Annotated in this window: 16 protein-coding genes; 8 read left to right on the top strand and 8 right to left on the bottom strand. The window is 65.2% G+C overall.

The genetic code is table 11. The annotated features are described in order from the left end of the window. The first annotated feature begins 87 nt into the window (after window positions 1-87). The 4 genes from P6U29_RS08245 to P6U29_RS08230 all read left to right on the top strand — a co-directional run bounded on the left by P6U29_RS08245 (window position 88) and on the right by P6U29_RS08230 (window position 8,797). A complete protein-coding gene (locus P6U29_RS08245) occupies window positions 88-6,531 on the top strand; it encodes an amino acid adenylation domain-containing protein (protein WP_407117124.1) in 6,444 nt (2,147 codons plus the stop codon). Window positions 6,532-6,671: 140 nt separating this feature from the next. Further along, window positions 6,672-6,842, top strand: coding sequence for a hypothetical protein (locus tag P6U29_RS08240; protein ID WP_407117123.1), 171 nt, complete (start codon window positions 6,672-6,674; stop codon window positions 6,840-6,842). Window positions 6,843-7,088: 246 nt separating this feature from the next. After that, entirely contained in the window at window positions 7,089-7,820 is a 732-nt protein-coding gene (locus tag P6U29_RS08235) for a 4'-phosphopantetheinyl transferase family protein (protein ID WP_407117122.1), read from the top strand. Beyond that, window positions 7,817-8,797, top strand: a complete 981-nt coding sequence (locus tag P6U29_RS08230) for an LLM class flavin-dependent oxidoreductase (RefSeq protein ID WP_407117121.1) — start codon at window positions 7,817-7,819, stop codon at window positions 8,795-8,797. The genes P6U29_RS08235 and P6U29_RS08230 overlap by 4 nt, the downstream gene beginning before the upstream one ends. A 180-nt stretch (window positions 8,798-8,977) precedes the next feature. On the opposite strand, the gene P6U29_RS08225 is transcribed toward P6U29_RS08230, so the two are convergent. The 3 genes from P6U29_RS08225 to P6U29_RS08215 form a co-directional block, all read right to left on the bottom strand. Beyond that, window positions 8,978-10,003, bottom strand: a complete 1,026-nt coding sequence (locus P6U29_RS08225) for a histone deacetylase family protein (RefSeq protein ID WP_407117120.1) — start codon at window positions 10,001-10,003, stop codon at window positions 8,978-8,980. Window positions 10,004-10,131: 128 nt separating this feature from the next. Further along, window positions 10,132-11,073: an SMP-30/gluconolactonase/LRE family protein gene (locus tag P6U29_RS08220; RefSeq protein ID WP_407117119.1), complete on the bottom strand. Its 942-nt coding sequence runs from the start codon at window positions 11,071-11,073 to the stop codon at window positions 10,132-10,134. After that, window positions 11,030-13,102: a PQQ-dependent sugar dehydrogenase gene (locus P6U29_RS08215; RefSeq protein WP_407117118.1), complete on the bottom strand. Its 2,073-nt coding sequence runs from the start codon at window positions 13,100-13,102 to the stop codon at window positions 11,030-11,032. Before P6U29_RS08215 ends, P6U29_RS08220 begins: the two co-directional genes overlap by 44 nt. A gap of 200 nt (window positions 13,103-13,302) precedes the next feature. Here P6U29_RS08215 and P6U29_RS08210 point away from each other — a divergent pair, with 200 nt between their 5' ends. Continuing rightward, on the top strand, window positions 13,303-13,536 hold the full coding sequence (locus tag P6U29_RS08210; RefSeq protein ID WP_122401210.1) for a DUF6894 family protein: 234 nt from the start codon (window positions 13,303-13,305) through the stop codon (window positions 13,534-13,536). A gap of 9 nt (window positions 13,537-13,545) precedes the next feature. Continuing rightward, window positions 13,546-13,722, top strand: a complete 177-nt coding sequence (locus P6U29_RS08205) for a hypothetical protein (RefSeq protein WP_407117117.1) — start codon at window positions 13,546-13,548, stop codon at window positions 13,720-13,722. A 145-nt stretch (window positions 13,723-13,867) separates the two neighbouring features. On the opposite strand, the gene P6U29_RS08200 is transcribed toward P6U29_RS08205, so the two are convergent. Continuing rightward, a complete protein-coding gene (locus P6U29_RS08200; RefSeq protein WP_407117116.1) occupies window positions 13,868-14,641 on the bottom strand; it encodes an enoyl-CoA hydratase-related protein in 774 nt (257 codons plus the stop codon). Window positions 14,642-14,757: 116 nt separating this feature from the next. On the opposite strand from P6U29_RS08200, the gene P6U29_RS08195 reads away from it, so the two are divergent. Together P6U29_RS08195 and P6U29_RS08190 are read left to right on the top strand one after the other, a co-directional pair. Beyond that, the gene (locus P6U29_RS08195; protein WP_407117115.1) at window positions 14,758-16,347 is read left to right on the top strand and encodes a gamma-glutamyltransferase family protein; all 1,590 of its coding nucleotides are present in this window, start codon (window positions 14,758-14,760) and stop codon (window positions 16,345-16,347) included. 158 nt (window positions 16,348-16,505) lie between these two features. Beyond that, complete coding sequence (locus P6U29_RS08190) at window positions 16,506-16,730, top strand: hypothetical protein (RefSeq protein WP_407117114.1); 225 nt, start codon at window positions 16,506-16,508, stop codon at window positions 16,728-16,730. 39 nt (window positions 16,731-16,769) lie between these two features. On the opposite strand, the gene P6U29_RS08185 is transcribed toward P6U29_RS08190, so the two are convergent. The 4 genes from P6U29_RS08185 to P6U29_RS08170 are packed head-to-tail and all read right to left on the bottom strand — an operon-like array spanning window position 16,770 to window position 20,228. Continuing rightward, window positions 16,770-18,053, bottom strand: a complete 1,284-nt coding sequence (locus P6U29_RS08185) for an NAD(P)/FAD-dependent oxidoreductase (RefSeq protein WP_407117113.1) — start codon at window positions 18,051-18,053, stop codon at window positions 16,770-16,772. A 12-nt stretch (window positions 18,054-18,065) separates the two neighbouring features. Continuing rightward, on the bottom strand, window positions 18,066-18,797 hold the full coding sequence (locus P6U29_RS08180; protein ID WP_407117112.1) for an amino acid ABC transporter ATP-binding protein: 732 nt from the start codon (window positions 18,795-18,797) through the stop codon (window positions 18,066-18,068). Then, a complete protein-coding gene (locus tag P6U29_RS08175) occupies window positions 18,794-19,447 on the bottom strand; it encodes an amino acid ABC transporter permease (protein WP_407117111.1) in 654 nt (217 codons plus the stop codon). The genes P6U29_RS08180 and P6U29_RS08175 overlap by 4 nt, the downstream gene beginning before the upstream one ends. Before the next feature lie 22 nt (window positions 19,448-19,469). After that, complete coding sequence (locus P6U29_RS08170; RefSeq protein WP_407117110.1) at window positions 19,470-20,228, bottom strand: ABC transporter substrate-binding protein; 759 nt, start codon at window positions 20,226-20,228, stop codon at window positions 19,470-19,472. Window positions 20,229-20,303 lie beyond the last annotated feature (75 nt).

Genomic DNA, 20,303 nt, shown 5'->3' with positions numbered 1-20,303 from the left:
ACCACAGATTTTGGGACCCAAACTTCACCTCGGACTGGACGCGTTCCCTAGCTTGTTGGAAGAATAGCCCAATCGGATCAAAAGGGAATGGCGTTGTCGGAGATTGCATCCGGATCGGAAGAAGGATCAGCCGGTACGACGGCCGAAACGCAGATATTCGCGCATATCAGCGGCCTTCTCGAATTTTACGCCCGCAAGACCCCGGCGGCGCCCGCACTCCTCGCCCCCGGCCGGCCGGTCCTCAGCTATGGCGCGCTGGACGGATCAGTCCGGCAACTGGTCCGTACCTTGCGTGAGCTCGGCATCGGCCCCGCAGGCCGCATCGCGGTTGCTCTGCCGCGCGGCGCCGACAGTGCGCTGGCGTTGATCGCGGTCGCCTCAAGCTGCGCCTGCGTCCCCGTCAATCCCGATCTGACCGCGGACGAGCTGCAGCGCTATTTCAGCGAATTGAAGTTGACGGCGCTCGTGACCCGGGCCGACATGAACTCTGCGAGCCGCGACGTCGCCAGGGCGCTCGATATCGCCGTGATCGATTTCGTTGCGGGGCCCATCGACGATCTCGGTGGCGGCGCGTTCATCGCGCCGACGGTCGGGCCGGCGAATGCCAGCGGTGCCGCGCGCGGCGACGACGACGCGTTCATTCTGTTGACGTCAGGCACCGCGGCGCGGCCGAAGATGGTGCCGCTGACCCATCGCAATGTCTGCCTGTCCGCTTACAATGCCGGCCACGTGCTGTCGCTCTCGTCGCACGATCGCCTGCTCAACGTCCTCCCGCTGTTTCATGCCCATGGCTTGATCTCCGGTCTTCTCACGGCGCTGGCCGCGGGCTCCAGCGTGATCTGCACCGACGGTTTCGACGCATCCTCCTTCTTTGGCTGGATGCGGGAGCTGCAGCCGACCTGGTACACGGCGGTGCCGACCATTCATCGCGCCCTCTTGACCGCGGCGGAAGCCAACCCGCACCGCGCCCGGCCGTCGTCGCTACGCGTGATCCGCTCGGCCTCGGCCTCGCTCTCGCCGGCGATTCTCGAAGGGCTGGAGGCGACGTTCGGCGTTCCCGTGCTCGAGACCTACGGAATGACGGAGGCGGCCTCGCAGATCGCGGCCAACCCGTTCGAGCTGCGCAAGGTCGGATCGGTCGGCCGCGCCGCCGGCCCGGAGATCGCGATCATGGACGAGAGGGGCCGCACGCTCGCGAGCGGCGCGCACGGCGAGATCATGCTGCGCGGTCCGAACATGTGCCGCGGCTACTATAATGACGATGCGGCGACGCAGGCCGCGTTTCGCGATGGCTGGTTCCGGACCGGCGACCTCGGTTATCTCGATGCCGACGGCTATCTCTTCATCGTCGGCCGTATCAAGGACATCATCAACCGCGGCGGTCAGAAGATCTCGCCGCTGGAGGTGGAAGAGGTTTTGCTCAGCCATCCCGCGGTGCTGGAGGCCGGCGTGTTCGCCGTTCCACACGAAAAGCTCGGCGAGAACGTCGCCGCCGTCGTGGTGTTGCGGCCGAATTCCGAGGCGACCTCCGACCAGTTGCGCCAGTTCGCACGACAACGGCTTGCAGCCTACAAGATACCCAGCCTGATCCGTAGCGTGGCGGCACTGCCGAAAGGTGCCAGCGGCAAGGTCAAGCGTAACGCGCTAGCTGGTTTGATCGCAGAGACGGCGGATGCCGGGGAGACGCGACTGCCGCGTAACGCGCTGGAGACGCAGCTCGCGGAGATCTGGGCCGGCCTCCTGGAGCTACCGCGGGTCGGCGTCGACCAGGACGTCTTCGCGCTCGGTGCGGACTCGCTCGCGGTGACTCAGATGCGCTCGCGCCTGCGCGAACGCTTCCATGTCGACTTCTCGTTCGAGGATATCTTCGATTGCTCCACGGTCACGGCGCTTGCGACCCGGATTGAGACCGCCGCAAGCCGACGCGAGACGGCGCTGCCGGCCTGGCGTCAGGCCGAGGATCTAGATGCACCGCTGTCGTTTCAGCAACAGCGGATGTACGTGCTCTCGCGGCTTGACCCGACCTGCTACAATTACAATGTCGTCGAAGTCGCGCTCCTCAATGGCGCGGTTGACGTCGCCGCGCTTTCTGCGAGCCTCGCTGCGATCTGCACGCGCCATGAGGCGCTGCGCTCGGTCTTCGTCGAACGCCAGGGCGAGCCGGTACAGCTTGTGCTGTCATCACCGCCGCGGGTCGAGCGCATCAAGCTGAAGCCCTGCCCTGCGGAGAAGCGGCCCGCGGTTATCAGGCGCGAGGCGTTCAAGCTCGCGCAACATCCGTTCGATCTTGCCCGCGAGCCACCGCTGAAGGTCGCACTGCTGTCGTTCGACAAGACCAGCCATGCGCTGGTGGTCAATGTCCATCACCTCGTCACCGACGGCTGGTCGCAGCGGCTGTTCTGGGAAGAGCTCGCCATCCATTACGCTGCGGCGCGTAAGAAGCACTCAGCCGCGCTGCCTGAGCCTGCGTTCCAATATCGCGACTTCGCGCTCTGGCAGCAGAGCTGGGCGCAGACGCCGGCGGCGAAGGAGCAGCTCGATTATTGGAGGGCGCAGCTCGACGGCGTCACCACGCTACCCCTACGGACGGACCGACCGCGGCCGGAGGTCTGGAGCGGTCACGGCGCGCGCCACTATCTCGAATTCTCCAAAACGCTGTCGGGTCAACTGCGCGCGCTGAGCCAGAACCAGGGCGTCACGCCGTTCATGACGCTGCTCGCCGTCTTCCAGTGCCTGTTGTTCCGCCATACCTCGCACGAGGACGTCGCCACCGGCTCGCTGATCGCCAACCGCAACCAGATCGAGAGCGAGCGCCTGATCGGGCTGTTCGCCAACACTCTGATCCTGCGCAACGATTTTAGTGGCGATCCGAGGTTCGGCGAGATGTTGCGGCGGGTGCGGCAGGTCACGCTGGACGCCTACCGCAACCAGGACCTCCCGATCGAGGAGGTGTTGCGCGCGCTGCAGATCGCGCGCCGCAGCGACGGCAATCCGCTGTTCCGGATCATGTTCATCCTCCAGAACGCCTCGATCGAGGCGGCACGCTTCCCGGGCCTGTCGACCCGGCGGCTGGAGGTGGACCCGAAGGTGGCGCGCTTCGACATCACGCTCGAACTGGTCGAGGCCGACGGCCGTTTCGCCGGCTTCTTCGAATACGCCACCGATCTGTTCGACACCGCGACGATCGAAGGCATGGCCGCCCAGTTCAAGACCCTGCTCAAAGCCGTCATCGCCAATCCGGAGCAGCGGATCTCGCGCCTGCCGCTCCTGACCGAGGCCGAACGCCGTCAGCTGCTGGCGAAAGGCCGGGGCGTGCCGGCCAATTTCACCACACGCGGGAATTTGAGCGAGCGCTTCGATCGCCAGGCGAAGAAGACACCGAACGCCGTTGCGGTGTCGGACGGCCGTGCGTCCCTCAGCTATCGCGAGCTAGCGCGCCGCAGCCAAGCGGCCGCACGCTGGCTCGCCCGCGAAGGGGTCGGCGCCGAGCGCGTCGTCGCCTTGCTGGCGGAGCGCGGGCCCGACCTGCTCGCCGCGATGATCGCAGTGCAGCGCGTCGGCGCGGCGTTCCTCAATCTCGATCCCGACCAGCCGCCGGCAAGGCTCACGACCATCCTCGGATCGAGCTGCGCCCGCGTGCTGCTGACCGGGCGGACTCAGTCCGCCATGGTCGAGACCCTGCTCGAGCCGCTGGTCGAGCGCATCCAGGTGGCCGAGCTCGAAGACGTGATCGCACCAGGGACAAACAAGCCGGTGCGCGCGCTGCGGCGCGCCGCCTCGAGCCTTGCCTATCTCATCTATACGTCCGGCTCCTCCGGCGCGCCGAAGGGCGTCATGATCGAGCAGCGCGGCCTGTCGAACCATCTGGCGTCGTTGATTGCCGAACTGAAGCTGTCGGCCAGGGACGTGATCGCGCAAACCGCACCGCAGAGCTTCGTCATCTCGGTCTGGCAATTCCTCGCCGGGCCCATGGTCGGCGCGCGCGTGCATATCTGCGGCAACGCGATCGTGCAGGACCCGACCCTACTGGCGCGGGAGATCGAGCGCGAGGGCATCACGGTGCTCGAGATCGTGCCTTCGCTGCTGCGCGTCATTCTCGATCGCATGGACGAGGCGCAGGTGCAGCGTGCCTTTGCAAAGTTGCGACTGCTGATCTCGACCGGAGAGCCGCTGCCCGTCGATCTCTGCCGCGCCTGGTTCACCCGTTGCCCGAAGGTGCCGCTGATCAATGCCTATGGCGCGTCGGAATGCTCCGACGACGTCTCCCTGCATCGCCTGACCAAGGCGCCGGCGATCGCAACGACCAACGTTCCGGTCGGCGCGCCGCTGCCGAACACCCAGCTCTACGTGCTCGACGCGAACCTCCAGCCGCAGCCGGTCGGCGTGACCGGCGAGCTCTGCATCGGCGGCGCCGGAATCGGCCGCGCCTACGTCAACGACCCCGCACAAAGCCAGCAGCGCTTTCTGCCAGATCCGTTCTCGCGCCAGGCCGGCGGCCGGCTCTACCGGACAGGCGATCTTGCCCGCCGCCGCGCCGACGGGACGATCGAATGCCTCGGCCGCGCCGACCATCAGGTCAAGGTCCGCGGCTACCGCATTGAACTCAAGGAGATTGAGAATGCGCTGGCCGAGCATCCAAACGTGCGCGCCGGCATCGTCGAGCCGCGCCGGGAGGCGAGCGGCGATATCAAGCTGATCGCCCATATCATCGCCAAGCCCGGCAGCCGGAGCAGCGCCAGCGAGCTACGCGAGTTCCTGAAAGGCAGGCTGCCGGCCCAAGCCATCCCGTCCGCCTTCCTGTTCCTGGATCAGGTGCCGCTAAACGCCCACGGCAAAATCGACCGCTCCGCGCTGCTGCCACCCGCTCAACCGGAAACGTCCGGGCCGGACGCGGCCGTGCCAGCGCGGCACTTCACCGAAAAGGTGCTCTCGGACATCTGGATCGATCTGCTGAAGGTCGAAGACCTCGGTGTCACCGACAATTTCTTCGACCTCGGCGGCCATTCGCTGCTGGCTGGCCAGGCAATGGCGCGCGTTGCCCGTGCGCTCGGCGTGTCGTTGCCGATCAAGACCATCTTCGAGGCACCGACGATCGAAGAGCTCGCCCGGCAGGTCGATGAGGCCATGGCGGCGAAACAGCACAAGCCTGCCGCAAGCGTGCCGCGATTAGCTGCAAGCGGGCCTCCTGCGCTTTCTATCGCGCAGGACCAGATGCTGCGGATCGAGCGGAATCTGCCGGGGCTACCGCTGTTCAACCTGCCCTTCGCCTTCCGCCTCCAGGGTCCGCTCGATCCGGCCGCCCTGGCGCAGGCGATCGATGATGTCGTGCGCCGGCACGAATCGCTGCGGACGGCGTTCGCCTGGAACGGCGAGGAGCCCGAAAGCCGCATCGCCGCGCCGCGCACCCTTGGCCGAATCATGACGGTCGAGACGATCGGCGACGGCCATCCTCATAACAACAAGCGGCGCAAGGCGCTGGAGCTCAGGAAGATCAATCTCCTGATCCAGCAGGAGACCTACGTGCCGATCGACATCACGCGCGCGCCGCTGTTGCGCGCCCGCTTGTTACGGCTCCACGACGACGATCACGTGCTGCTGCTGACGCTGCATCACGCCATTGTCGACGGCTGGTCGATCGGCGTGCTGTTCGAGCAATTGTCGAGCCGCTATGCGGCGCTGGCTGGATATCCGTGCGCGCCGTTACTGAGCTCACCGCCAGCCTTTTCCTATGTCGCACGCTGGCAGCGCTGGTGGTGCGGCACCGACGCCGCACGCCGCCAAGCTGCCGACTGGACGGAGAATTTGCGCGGAGCGGGTCCCGTGTTCGACGGCGAATCAAGCCCGGGCCCGTCCACAGGGCACCATCCGGTCAACCTCGAGCGTGAGCTGATCGGCCGGGTCACGGCGTTCGCCGGCCAGCACAGTTGCACGCTGTTCATGTGCCTGCTCACAGGTCTGAAGGCCCTGCTGCTGGCCCGGACCGGCCGCACCGACATGGCGGTCGCGACCGCCATGGCCAATCGTGCCCAGCCGGACACCGACCGAATCATCGGCCCGTTCGAGAACACGGTGATCATCCGCACGAGGATCACGCCGGATCTGTCGTTCGCGCAAGCCTTGGCGCGGGTTCGCCAAAGCGTGCTCGACGCGCATGCGCGGCAGGAGCTGCCGTTCAACGTCCTGGCCGATCATCTGGAGCGGGAGGGAATCGATCCGGCCTCGCTGCTCCAGGTCTATTTCACGCTGCAAAACCCGCTGCGCCAGCCGCTCGATCTCCCGGATCTCGCGACAGGATCGATCGGCAACATCGCGCGCGAGGGCCAGCCGGTGCTGCCGATCGACCAGACCTGGCTGTCGCTGATGCTCAAGGAGCGCCCCACCGGCATCACCGGCTCGTGCAATTACAAGCGCGAACTGCTCGAGGACCGAATGGTCGGCGAGTGGATGGAGGATCTCGTCGCGCTGCTGACGGCGGCCGTCGCCCGCCCCAATGCACCGCTCGGCCGGTTACTCGCGCGCAGGGCGGCCTAAAGCCGGTTATATCGCGGACGAGTACCGGATCACGCGCCAAAGCTGTGAATGATCAAGTTGCATCTTGATTATTTGGCGCCACCGCGCAAGATTATTCCCCGCGCTTGATTTGGACGATTATTTTTAACCGGGGAGTTGTTATGGGTTTCATCAAATTTACCAAGGGCACCTCGCTGAGCGACAAAGACCGCAAGGCCCTGCAAAAGTTGCTGACTGAAGAGAAGAGGAAGCTCCAATCCGCGCTGAAGGACGTCGACGCCAGCCTTTCGATGCTGGGTGCGGCGAAGAAGGCCAAGAAGAAAAAGAAGTAAAATTCGTCGGCCGGGACGTCGCACGAATTTCCAGCCTTCAACTTTCGAGCTTCAGTTTTCGGAATTGGGCCGCTCGCTCGTCGAGTTGGGGTCTCGCACAAGCTTGCGCCTGTAAACCGGCCTGCAAATCGACAAGAATTCGCCTGGGTGGACCGTTAGGAAGGGTCCTCTTGGTTGATTCTTGCTCAGCTGACTCTTCCGTCGGGACCGGGGATTTGGCCTCGCCTGACGCCATGGGCCCAATTGATGGCAGACGACAGAATCGAACTCTTTGTCGGGCTGATCGAGACGATCGACGCGCCGGGCGCGGTCGAGGCGTGCCGACGCCTGCTCTCGGTCGACGAACGAGCCCGGGCCGATCGCTTCGTGTTCGAGCGGCATCGGCGGCAATATATCTTTGCACATGCCATGTTGCGCCTGGCGCTGTCGCAGGTCGCCGCCAACGTCGCGCCCTCCGACTGGTCGTTTGGCGTCGGCCACTATGGGCGTCCGTTTGTTGCAGCGCCCAAGACCTCGTCCGCGCTGCATTTCAACCTCTCGCATGCCGACGGCTGCGTCGCCTGCGTGGTGTCGCGGCATGAGGCCGTCGGGGTCGACGTCGAAACCGTGTCACGGCGCGTCGCCCCGCTGTCCACCGCGCATCGCTTCTTTGCGCCGGAGGAGGTCGAAACGCTGCGCGGACTGCCGGAGCCGGCGGCGATCGAGCGCTTCTTCGACTATTGGACGCTCAAGGAGGCCTATCTGAAGGCCAGGGGCTTCGGACTCAATTTGCCGCTCGACGCCTTCGCGATGCAGGTGTCGCGCGAGGCCATCGAGATCAGCTTCAAGCCCGGCATTGCCGACGATCCGGACGGCTGGCGCTTCTCGCTATGCTCGCCATCGCCCTCGCATCGCCTCGCGATCGCCGATGGCTCCGGTGCGGATGGCGGCCTTCCCATCAGCCGCCATGCCTGGCCGCTCCAGGAAGCGGCTGAATGACGCAGCCGCGGCTGCGCGTCTTTCCCGCGATTTCACGCAACCGCGATCCCAAGACCTATGTTGGCGAGCTGGTGCGGGTAGCGCAGTTCGCCGACCGCAACGGCTTTGAAGGCATCCTGCTGTTCGAAGGCAACGACGTGTTCGTCGAACCCTGGGCGATGGCCCAGCACATCATGGCAGAGACCACGCGATCTTCGCCGTTGATCGCCGTCAATCCGGTCTACATGCACCCGTTCACGGCGGCGAAATTCGTCTCGTCCTTCGCGCAGCTCTACCGCCGCAAGGTCTATCTCAACATGATCACCGGGACGGCGGTCAGCGACCTGCAGGGACTCGGCGACGACCAGTCGCATGCCGATCGTTACATTCGGCTCAGTGAATTCGTCGCGCTGATGCGCCAGTTGCTGGCAAGCCCGCGGCCGGTGAATTTCGATGGGCAATTCTACCGCGCCAGAAATCTGCAACTTCGCCCGCACCTTCCCGCGGAGCTGGTGCCGGAATTCTTGATCGCCGGCCAATCCGAGGCAGCCCAGCGCGTCGCCAAGGAAACCGGCTGCATCAAGATGCAAATGCTGCCGCCCGATCTGGATCACGGCCTCGACGTAGCAGGCTTGAACTTTGGAATCTTCGCGCGCGCGGGACGCGACGAGGCTCGACAGGCCGCAAAGGCGCGCTTCCCTGACAATCCCGATGATCGCGAGCTGCTCGCGCTCACCGTGGAGAACAGCGACTCCGTATGGAAGCGGCGGCTCTACGAGGGGCAAAGCGGTGAGCTTCACGACAATGGCTATTGGCTGCTGCCGTTCCTGACCTTCCAGGCCGACTGCCCCTATCTCGTCGGCAGCTATGCCGAGATCGGCGCGAAGCTGAAGGCGTTTGCGACAAAGGGCCTGACCACTGTTATGCTCGACATGGTGGCGGACGAAGCCGAGATGCAACACGTCCGCAAGGCGCTCGCGGCGAGCGGGATGTTTTGAACTCTTCCCCCTCTCCCCGCTTGCGGGGCCGCGACGAGCTTCGCTCGCGCTAAGAGCGTTGGGGTGAGGGGCTCCGCCAGGACGCTGGCAGTTGGACTCGCGGAGACTCCCCCTCACCTGGAATTTGCTTACGCAAATTCCAGCCACTCCCCGCACGCGGGGGAGAGGCGAAGGTAAGCCTCACCGCGCCTCTTCGAATCCGGCCAGCACCGAAGTGAGGTTCGCGCCGAGGATATCCGAGAGATAGCCGCCTTCCTGCACGAACACGGTCGGCAGGCCCATCTTCGCGATGGCCTGGCCGATGCGGCGGAAGCCGGGTGTGGTGACGGCCAATCCCCTGAGCGGATCGTGCTCCGAGGCATCGAGGCCGAGCGCGATGACGAGGGCGCCGGGCGCAAAGGATTCGATCGCCTTGCGCGCGAGGTCCAGCGCCTGGATGTAGCCGTCGTCGCCGGTGCCGATGGCGAGGGGGATGTTGAGATTGGTGCCGAGGCCCGGGCCTTCGCCGCGCTCATGCGCGTAGCCCCACACGAAGGGGTAATAAGCAACCGGATCGGCATGGATCGAGATCGTGTAGACGTCCGGCCGCGCGTAGAAGATGCCTTGCGTGCCGTTGCCGTGATGGACGTCGACATCGAGGATCACGACGCGCTCGTGCTTCTGCCGCAGATGCGCGGCTGCGATCGCGCTGTTGTTGAGGAAGCAGAAGCCGCCGGCCATGTCGCGATAGGCGTGATGGCCGGGCGGACGGCAGAGCGCATAAGTGGCATCCTCGCCATCCATCACCATCTGCGCAGCGGTCACCGCAACGTCGGTCGCGGCGCAGGCCGCTGCCCAGGTGCCAGGACCAATCGGCGCTGCGGTATCGGCGGTGTGCCAGCCGAGCTTGCCGACGATGTGGGTCGGATAGGTCGCGGCATGGCGCACCGGGTGGATGTTGCCGATCATCTCCGGGCCGGAATCGCCGAGCGCGGTCCAGGCGTCCCAGGCTTCGCTCAGGAACGACAGGTATTCCGGACTGTGAATGCGTGCGCGCGGCCCCTGCCCGAACTTGGCCGGCTCGACCAGTTGATGCTTGCCATCCTTCAATCCCTTGAGCAGGCGGTCGGCGCGCTCGGGCTGCTCGGTGGTGCGCTTGACGACACCGCGAACCAGGAAGAATTGCGGATCATGGCTGCGGTGCAGCTCAGTATGGACGGCTTTCACTCAACACTCCGTGGTCGCAGGTTCTCTTGACGTGCCACGAAAGTCTTGATCTCCGCGGCGGCGAGATGCAAGCAAGAAGAATGCCGCACCTGTGCGCGCGCGGCTCTGCATCGGAAGCAGATCATGCTCTAGCAGCGCCCGCGCTGGAGGCAGTGCTCGCGCCCCGGCTGGTCGGTGCGGAAGGATTCGATGAAGCCACCCTGGCGCTGGGTGACGAAGACCGTCTTGCCGTCACTGCCGCCGAAGGCGAGGTTGGTCGGCTCCTTGGCCCGAAGCGCGATCTCCCGCTCGACGGCGCCATTGGGCTTCATCAGCGCGATCGTGCCTTTGAGAATGCGCGCGACATAGAGACGGCCGGTGACGTCGGTGCGCAGACCGTCGACGGTGTCGGGCTGAAACGACTTGACGAGCCTTGCGCCGGTGAGCTCGTTGCCGCTGATCGCATAAGACCAGATCTGGCCGCTGCTGGATTCGCCCACATAGAGCGTCTTGCCGTCCGGGCTGAGATCGATGCCGTTGGTGGTGCCCATCGCGCGCGGCGCCGGCATCACCTGCCCCTGCACCGTACCGTCCGCAGCCTTCGCGATGCGCCAAATATGGCCTTCTCTGCCCTTCCAGTTCGGATCGCTCGCATAGAGCGTGCCGTCGCGGGCGATGGTGATGTCGTTGGGCTGGTTCATCTCGTCCGAGTGAAACCAGATGACGGGCTCGGTCGTGCCCTTCGCGATCGCGAAGATGTTGTGCTTCTTATAGTCGGCAATGAACATGGTGCCGTCGCGCGCAAAGCGGATGGCGTTGCCGACACTGCCTTCGGGCAGCACCGTGAATGGCTCCGACGCCGCGCTGCCGGCCGGCAGCCTGCCGATGGTGCCGGGCTTGCCGAGATTGACCACGAAGAGATTGCCGTTGAGGTCGGCGGCGGGCCCTTCGATACCGAACGTATATTCGCCGGCGGGCGTCACCTGCACGCTTTCGAACAGCCTGGTCTCGGCCTGGGCGGGCGCCGTGGCGATGATGAAGAGGACGCTACTGCACAGGCACCAGAAATTCCTGCCGGATGTAATAGCCATCGCCGTCGGTGCACTCGCCATTCAGATAGGGATCGGCCGGCCGGAAGAATCGGCTGAAGCCGGGTCTGTCTACAGCGCTCCTTTGTGTCACGACAACGACCTTGGCGGCCGGTATTTCGCCGCATTCCTTGTTCGTTTTGTCATAGAACTTGCGCTGCGGCGGACCGGCTTTGATCCGCATCCGCGTGCCCGGAACCATCTTCGCGACGAGCAGATCCGCTACATCCAGCAGACGTTTGTAGCCAGGCTCGGTCTTCGGCAGGCTCTCGCCACCCGGCGGCATCAGCTTCTCCGTGCCCAACCCGCGCAGGCGCGTGCGCAGCTTGCCGGCGTCGGGATCGCCGGGATAGATCCAGCCATCCTGCGACAGCATGAAACGGAGCACGGCGCCGTCCTTCTCTGCCTCCGATTGGCCCGGCTTCAAGCCGAAATCCGAGTGGCAGCCGACGCAATGCTTCTCGATGAGGCCCTTGCGCAGCGTGGTCAGGCGAACGCTGTTCTGTGCGTCCCTGGCGACGAAAGCCGCGAGCTGGTCGATCATAGCCTGGCTGCGCATATCGCAGGGCAGCGGTGGCGACGGATCACCCGTGGCGCGATAAATGCGGATCACGGTCTTGTTCTTGTCCTCGACCAGCCAGATCGCGCCGTCCTCCGCAACCGTCATGCCGACCGGGGCGCCTTGCGGCCGCGCGCCGTTGACGCGGTGCCAGCCTGCGATCAGCTCCTCGAACGGCGCGGCGGGGACCTCGCCGGCGTCGGTCTGGAAACTGCGGGTCGGGTCAGCCGCGCAACTGACGTGATAGCGCACTGGTGCCGGGGCAGGTTTGGGAAAGCCGTGATCGTCGACGTCATAGACGAGCAGGCGGCTGCCGGTCGGCCGATAGCCGTGCAGGCCGACCAGCAGCTTGCCCTCGAGCTCCGGAAATTTGCCGCCGTGGTAATAGAGCATCGCGAGCGGCGCGCCATGCGGCGGCAGCAGCGAGAGCGGCGGCTTGTAGAGCGCATTGGCCGTGCAGAGCGACTTGTAGGCCCCGGATTGCAGCACGAGCCTGAATTCAGGACTCGGCGTCGACAGATCGTAGCAATAGGGCCAGCCGTAGTGCTTGCCCTGCTCGATCGCGTTGATCTCCTCGTTCGGCTTGAAGATGTCAGGCAGATCGCGCGCGTTCTCGCCCTGCAGGAAGGCGTAGCCGGCATCCGGAAAATTCGGATGCAGTGCCAGCGCCATCGAATTGCGCAAGCCGCGCGCATAGACGGTGTGCGGCGGGTCGGGATCGCCGGGCTTCAACGCCGGAAACACACCGCCTGCGGGCGGCGTGAACAGCCAGATCGATGCCATCGCGGAGGCGCCCTCGGCCGCAGCGCAGGGCTTTGTGATCGGCGCCGGTGTGATGCAGTCGTCGCTGTGCGAGCCGACATTGACGAACAGGCGCCCGGACTTGTCGAAGCCGAATGGCTTCAGCGGGTGGGCGCTCTCGTCCAGCTTCGTGCCGTCGGGCAACGTGATCCTGCGGCCGGGCATGTGGCGGATGATGGTCTCGACCGTGCTCCGTGGATTGTCGGCGAGCGGATCGAACCGGAAGATCGCCTCCGCGGTCGAGGCATAGAGCTTTTTGTCGGGACCGATCACGAGGCCGAACGGATATTCGAGCCTCGTGAGCAGCTCCTTGAGCCGTTGTCCCTGGGGCGCATGCGGATCGAGCAGCAGCAGCCGCCCGTCGGTATGACCCCAGCCGCCCATGTCGGCGACCACGAACAGGTCACGGCCGGGCACCTGGACGATCGAGCGCGGGAATTTGAGGCGGTCCTCTTCGCTGGCGACCAGACCGGCGCAGAATCCCACCTTCATGTCGATCTGGATTTTGCGGAAGGCGAGATCGCCGCTGCCGCAGGATTCCGTGCCGATCGCGTAGCCGCTCCTCCTGACCGGCTCGGACGACGCCGGGGCGAAGCCGAGCAGCGCGACCGCCAACACCGCTGCAAGCAAGCGCGGATTTCGCCGTCTGCTCTCGAATGTGAACTGGTTCACGGTCGCCCCCGACTTCCCGCGGACGTTGTTTCATGCCGCCTGGGTCCCGTCCAGCCATCACCCGCCTGTGATTAAACCTGTAACGACCTTGGTCCCGACCAATCTCCGTAAATTCCCTTACCGGGCTCGACCCGAATGTTTCGCGAATGCTTGGGGTGGTATCGATTTGCCGTCCCAATCGCTTTCTACAGGAGGCGCTTATGGTCCAGGTCTATTTTCACTGCTCCAACACCGAGGGCACACTGATCGACCACTACGGCGCCGCCGTCGCCAATCTGACCGAGGCGCGCGACCGCGCCACCCAGATCATGAACTCGATGATCCAGACGCCCGGTGCGGAAGACTGGCGCGACTGGGTGATCCATGTCAGCGACGACGATGGCGAGGAGATCTTCGATCTCCCCTTCACCGCCATGCTCGGCAAGCCGCATTGAGGTGATGCCATGCTGCTCGCTTCTTTGAGCGTGCTCCGCCAGCCCCTGAGCTTCGTCGCCACCAAATGGCAGACGCTGATCCGCGTCGCGGGCGACCCCTACCGCCCCGAGCTGCACTACATGCGCGGACCTGGCCCGAAATGGCGCGCCAAATATCAGGCCAGCCGGCTGGATCGCATCCGCTGAGGCGAGCATCGCCGCTTTCCAGCAATGGTCTCTCCACTCGTCATGCCCGGGCTCGTCCCGGGCATCCACGTCTTTGCCTCTAGGACAGTAGAACGTGGATGGCCGGGACGAGCCCGGCCATGACGAGGCGACAGGGCCCCACCTCTTAACGCCCGATGAACTTCGCTTGGCGCTTCTCGACAAAAGCATTGCGGCCTTCGATAGCGTCCGCGCTCTTGCGGATCACCGCCTGAAGCTCGATCTCGCGGCGGAACTGCGCCTCGTAGGTCGCATGCTCGCTCTCCTCGACCAGCGCGCGCGTTGCCACCAAAGCGCGCGTTGGTCCGTCGGCGAGGCGGCGGGCCAGAGCTAACGCCTCGTCCATCAGCTTGGCGTCGTCGACGACCTGCCGCACCAGGCCGATCTCCTGGGCGCGTTCCGCCGTCAGCGACTCGTTCAGCAGCATCAGCTCGAGCGCGCGCTGTCGGCCGATCAGCCGCGGCAGCAGCCAGGTCGAGCCGAGATCGGGCACCAGCGCGATGCGGCTGAAGACCTGGATGAAACTCGCCGACCGCGCCGCAACAATGATGTCGCCGGCCATGGCGAGGCTGAAGCCGCCGCCGGCCGCCACTCCGTTGACGGCGACGACTACGGGCACCCGGCACTCGCGCAAGGCCTTGAAGGCGGGCCAGTAGAAGCGCATCACGCCGGCCGCGATATCCTCGCCGAGCGCTCCCGATGCCTTCAAATTCTGTCCCGAGCAAAAACCGCGACCGGCACCGGTGAGGATCAGGGCGCGGACGCCTTCGTCCTGCGTCATCTCGGCGACAGCGGCGGCAAGTGCGCCGAGCAGGTCCGGCGTCATCGCGTTGAGGCTGGCTGGTTCGTCGAGCGTCAGGATTCCGACCGCGCCATCCCGCGCCTGTTTCACACCAGCCATGTCGCGTTCCTTTCGATGTTCTCGTTGGCCGCAATGTGCCATTGTCCGCGGGCTTCGCCAATTGCGGAGCTTCAAATTCCGCGCAATGAAGCCACGACACGACATCAAGCGACATCATGCCTCACCAGTTCAGCCTCAACCAAACCGTCCGCAAACCTGCAGTTAAATCGAAGGGCGGCATCGTCGCCTCACAATCGCGGCGGGCTGCTGAAGTCGGGGCGGAGGTGCTGGCCGCAGGTGGCGACTGCGTGGACGCGATCGTCGCGACCACGTTTGCGCTGAACGTGCTGGAGCCCTGGAATAGCGGTATCGGCGGCGGTGGCGCGATGGTGCTCTACCGCGCGAAGGAAAATCGTTACGAGGTGATCGACTACGGCATGTGCGCGCCGCAGAGCCTGCGCACTGCCGACTATCCGCTCAGCGGCGAAGGCGCGGCTTCCGACCTGTTTCCCTGGCAACGCGTGAAGGACGACCGCAACATCCATGGTCCCGGCTCGATTGCCGTGCCCGGCGTCGTCGCCGGAATGGAAGAGGCGCATCGCCGCTACGCCAAAATACCGTGGAAGGATCTGGTCGCGCCGTCTGCCGCGCTCGCCGGCGAAGGCCTGCTGGTCGATTGGTGGACGACGGTGACGATCTCAGGCGCGGCCGCCGATCTCAGGCGCTATCCCGCGAGCGCGGCCGCGTACCTGAACGATGGCCTGCCGCCGAGCGCGCCATGGGGCACCAAGTCCGAGACACGGCTGCCGCAGGACACGCTGAAGGCGACGCTGTCACATCTTGCCGAGGCCGGCCCTCGCGATTTTTACCAGGGCGATCTCGCCCGGAGCATTGCCTCCGACATCAAGGCCGACGGCGGCTCGCTGTCGGTGGAGGATCTCGCCGCGTTCCGCGCCCACCTGCGCGAGCCGCTGGCGATCCCCTATCGCGAGGGCAAGGTGCTTGCGACGCCGGAGCTCACGGCGGGGCCGACGATGGCGCATGCGCTGCGCCTGTTGCAGCAGAGCTTGACGCCCGCACGCGCGCCGGATGCCGCGACCTATGTCGAATATGCGCTCGCCTTGCAAGCAGCCTTCCGCGAGCGTCTCAAGGACATGGGCGATGCCGACGGCAAGCGCTCGCTCGGCGCGGAATATCTCGCGCCCGCCTGCACCACGCATTTCTCGGTGGTCGACCGTCACGGCAACATCGCGGCGGTGACTCAGACGCTGCTCTCGTCCTTCGGCTCGAAATATGTGACACCGCACAGCGGTATCACCATGAACAACGGCATCATGTGGTTCGATCCGATGCCGGGCACCACCAACTCGCTTGCACCGGGCAAGCGCTGCCTTTGCAACTACACGCCTGTTATCGCCGAGACAAAGGACGGCAAGCGCGTTGCCGTCGGCGCCTCCGGCGGCCGCCGCATTCTCCCCTCCGTGATGCAGCTCGTATCCTTTGCGATGGATTTCGGGATGGATCTGGACGCCGCCATCCATCAGCCGCGCCTCGACGCCAGCGAAGGCGCGATCGTGATCGGAGACGCCCGGCTTCCAGAAGAAGTACGCAACGCGCTGGCCGCGCGCTTCGACTACGAAGAAAGCCGGGTGCAGGCGTTGCCTCACAAATTCGCCTGTCCGAGCGTGGTGATGCGCGAGGGCGACACGAATTTTGGCGCGGTCGAGATTTTTCAGCCTTGGGCCGAGGCCGTCGCCGAAGGCTGAGCGCAGAGATCGACGCGAGATCATGCCATCGCTCGTTGAACCCTCGCGCGACCACGCATCTGCGCGAGCGTCATGACTCCTCCACATTCGCAGGGAACTTACCTGCGCACAGTTCGTTCATTGAGCGGACAGATGCGCTCGCCCCACTGGAGGACATGATGAAGAAACTTGCGCTCGCCGCGTCGCTGATCATCGCGGCCAGCTTTACGTTTGCCGACGCCGCGGTTGCAAAGGGCGGACATGGACATGGTCGCGGTCACGGCTATGGTCACGCGATGGGCCATTATCACTATGGCACGCCGCCCGGCTGGTCGCATGGACGCAAGGTCGGCTGGCGCGGCATGGGATGCCCTCCCGGGCTGTGGAAGCAGGGCCGCTGCTGACATCGGATCGAGCAAGGCGCTGCCTCGGCGGCGCCTTCTCTATATCCCCAATCGATCTCTCACCCGGCCGGCGATCACCGCTGTCGTCACCCCAACCGGCCAGAACGCGTGCATCGGGATCGGCTTGATCCCTGTGATCGGCATGTCGATCTCGGCCTTGGCACCGCCGATCAGCCGCCGCGCGAGCTGCGCGCCCATCGCGGTCGAGAGCGCGACGCCTCGGCCGTTGCAACCGAGCGAGATCAGGATGCTCTCCGCGGGCTCATGCACATGCGGATAGTGGTCATTGGTGATGGCGAGCCGGCTGTTCCAGCCATGGGTCCAGGCGACGCCCTTGAGCTGGGGCCATAGCCGCTCGGCGTAGTGCAAGAGATAGGCGACGTCGCTCGGCGATTTGATCCAACGCATCGGGCCGCGGCCGCCCATCAACAGGCGGTTCTGCTGATCGATGCGGTAATAGACGGTGATGTGGCCGCTCTCGTAGAGCACGGAACGCGTCGGCATGATCGACTGCGCGACCGCGTCAGAGAGTGGCGCGGTGGCGGCGATCGAGGAAAACACCGGCACGATCGTGCGGCGGAGCGCCGGCCAGAGATCGTCGGTGAAACCGTTGGTGGCGAGCAGGACCTTATCCGCATGAACCACTGCGCGCGGCGTCTCGATGCGCCAGCGATTGCCGTCGCGGCGAAGCGACAGCGCCGGCGTTTCACCATAGACCTTCGCGCCCGCGGAGATCGCGGCGCGCGCTAGGCCACGGGCGTAGCTCAGGGGATGCAGATCGCCGCCGCGGGTATCCAGCATCGCGCCGATGTAACGGTCAGTGCCGGTCATCTCGCGGAGCTGTTCGCGGTTCAGATAGGTCACCGGCATGCCGCGGCGAATGCATTGCTGCGCCGTTTTCTCGATCGCCGCAGCGCTGGCTTCATTGTAAGCCGCGCGCAACGTGCCGTTCTGCCGCGCCTCGCAGGGAATCTGGTAGCGGCGAATCAGATCGTGGGTGAAGTTCGTGGTGCCATAGGAGAACTCGATCATGCGGCGGCCGAGCTCCGCGCCGAAATCGGCCTCGATCTGATCAGGATCGTGCTTCAGGCCGGGATTGGTGTGGCCGCCATTGTTGCCGGACGCGCCCCAGCCGGGTTCCTGCGCCTCCAGCACCAGTGCCTCGACGCCCTGCTCGGCCAGATGCAGCGCGGTGGACAGGCCGGTGTAGCCGCCGCCGACGATCGCGACCGAGACATTCTTGTCGACGTCGAGCGGCGGCGTGGCAACCGGCGCGACGGCCGTATCGGCATAGAGCGAGGGTGGCAGAGGCAGGCGCGTCATGGCGAATTCCGGTCAAAGCGGATGCAGCACGCGGCGCAAGAAGTCCTGCGTGCGCGGATGCTGCGGCTGGTTGAGCAGCGCCTTGGCCGGCCCCTGCTCGACGATGACGCCGCCGTCGATGAACAGCACGCGGTCGGCGACATCGCGGGCAAAGCCCATCTCGTGGGTGACGACGACCATGGTCATGCCGTCGTCGGCGAGCTTGCGCATCACGCCGAGGACGTCGCCGACCAGCTCAGGATCGAGCGCCGAGGTCGGCTCGTCGAACAGGATCGCCTTGGGCTGCATCGCCAGCGCCCGCGCGATGGCGACCCGCTGCTGCTGGCCGCCGGAGAGCTGCGGCGGATGCGCGTCGGCCTTTTCCGCAAGCCCGACCTGGGCGAGCAGCGCGCGGCCACGCTCGAGCACCTGGGCGCGTGGCTCCTTCTTCACGAACAGCGGGCCTTCGACCACGTTCTCCAGCGCGGTGCGATGGGGGAAGAGGTTGAAGCGCTGGAACACCATCGAGACCTGGGTGCGGATGTTCACGATCGACGGCGCATCGCGGTCGACCTTCAAGCCTTCGACGCTGATCTCGCCGCGGTCATAGTTCTCGAGCCCGTTGATGCAGCGCAGGATAGTCGACTTGCCGGAGCCTGACGGCCCGATGATGCAGACCACCTCACCCTTTTGCACCGACGCATTGATGCCCTTGAGCACCTCGACCTTGCCAAAGCTCTTGTGGACGTCGTTCAGCTCGATCATCGTTTGCCGGCCCGCTTCTCGAAGTGACGAACCAGCAGGATCAGCGGGATGCTCATGGTGAGATACATCAGCGCCACCAGCGTGAACACGCTGGTGTTCTTGAAGGTCGAGGACGCGATCAGCTTGCCTTGAAGGGCAAGCTCGGCGACCGTGATGGTCGAGGCCTGCGAGGAATCTTTCAGCATCATGATCATGACATTGCCGTAGGGCGGCAGCACGATGCGCACGGCCTGCGGCAGCACCACGCGGCGCATGGTGAGCCACCAGCCCATGCCGATCGACTGCGCCGCCTCGATCTGCCCCTTGTCGATCGCCTCGATGCCGGCTCGGAAGTTTTCGGCCTGATAGGCCGAATAGGCGATGCCGAGCCCGAGGATCGCGGCCTGCAGGGCTGTCAGGGTGACGCCGAGATCCGGCATCACGAAGTAGAGATAGAACAATAGGACGATGATCGGGATGCCGCGGATCACGTTGATCAGGCTGGCGCTGAGCATCGACAGCGCCTTGATGCCGGAGACTCGCATCATCGCCCAGACCAGCCCCAGCACCGTCGAGAGCAGCAGCGAGCCGATCGTGACGACGATCGTCAGCGCGACACCGTTCAACAGGATCGGGAAGAACTCGACGGCGTCGCGCCAGAAGCCTTTCATCGGGCAGCCCAGTCTCTATCGATCACCCCTGTGCCTTCAGGCCCCATTTATCCAGGATCTTGTCGATGGTGCCGTTGGCCTTCAGCTTCGCGAGCGAAGCATTGATCTTGCCGAGCAGCGCGGTCTCGCCCTTGCGCACGCCGATGCCGACCGAGCCGACGGTGACCGGCTTGTAGCCGTCGACCAGGCGCACCTCGGGGAAGCCGCCCTGCTTCAGATTGTAGGCGAGGATCGGATAGTCGGCATAGCCGGCCTTGAGGCGGCCGGTGTTCACGTCGCGCAGGATGTCGGGAATGGTGTCGTAAGCCTTCACCTCGGCGAACAAACCGGTCTTCTTCAGCGCGTCGACGAAGGCGGTGCCGACCTGCGCGCCGACCGTCTCGCCCTTCAGATCGTCCTGCGTGGCGTAAGCCTTGGTGTCGGTCTTCGGCACCACGAGGCCCTCGCCGTAGGTGTAGATCGGGTCGGAGAAGTCGACGACCTCCTTGCGCGGCGGCGTGATGAACATCGCAGCCGCGATGATGTCGATCTTGCTCGAGGTGAGCGAGGGGATCAGCGCCGAGAACTGCATCGGCTCGATCTGCACGTTGAAGCCGGTATCCTTGCCGATCTCGGTGATGAGATCGACCATGATGCCCTGGATGGTGTTGGTCTTGGTGTCGAGGAAGGTGAAGGGAATGCCCGTCGGCGTCGAGCCGACCTTCAGCACTTGTTGCGCCGACGCCGGCACGGCTATGGCAATGGCGAGCGCCGCGATCGCGGCCTGAACAAAACGCTTCATCGCATCCCCCTTTGGGTCTGGCCGGTGACGGGGCTCGCGCATGTCGTGATCAGACGTTGCGGGCCGAGCCGTTTC

The organism is Bradyrhizobium sp. LMG 9283, from assembly GCF_045571415.1.
In the GTDB taxonomy this organism is placed as follows: domain Bacteria; phylum Pseudomonadota; class Alphaproteobacteria; order Rhizobiales; family Xanthobacteraceae; genus Bradyrhizobium.
Note: the sequence above shows the minus strand (reverse complement) of the source record. Positions and strands in the feature narration are given on the sequence as shown.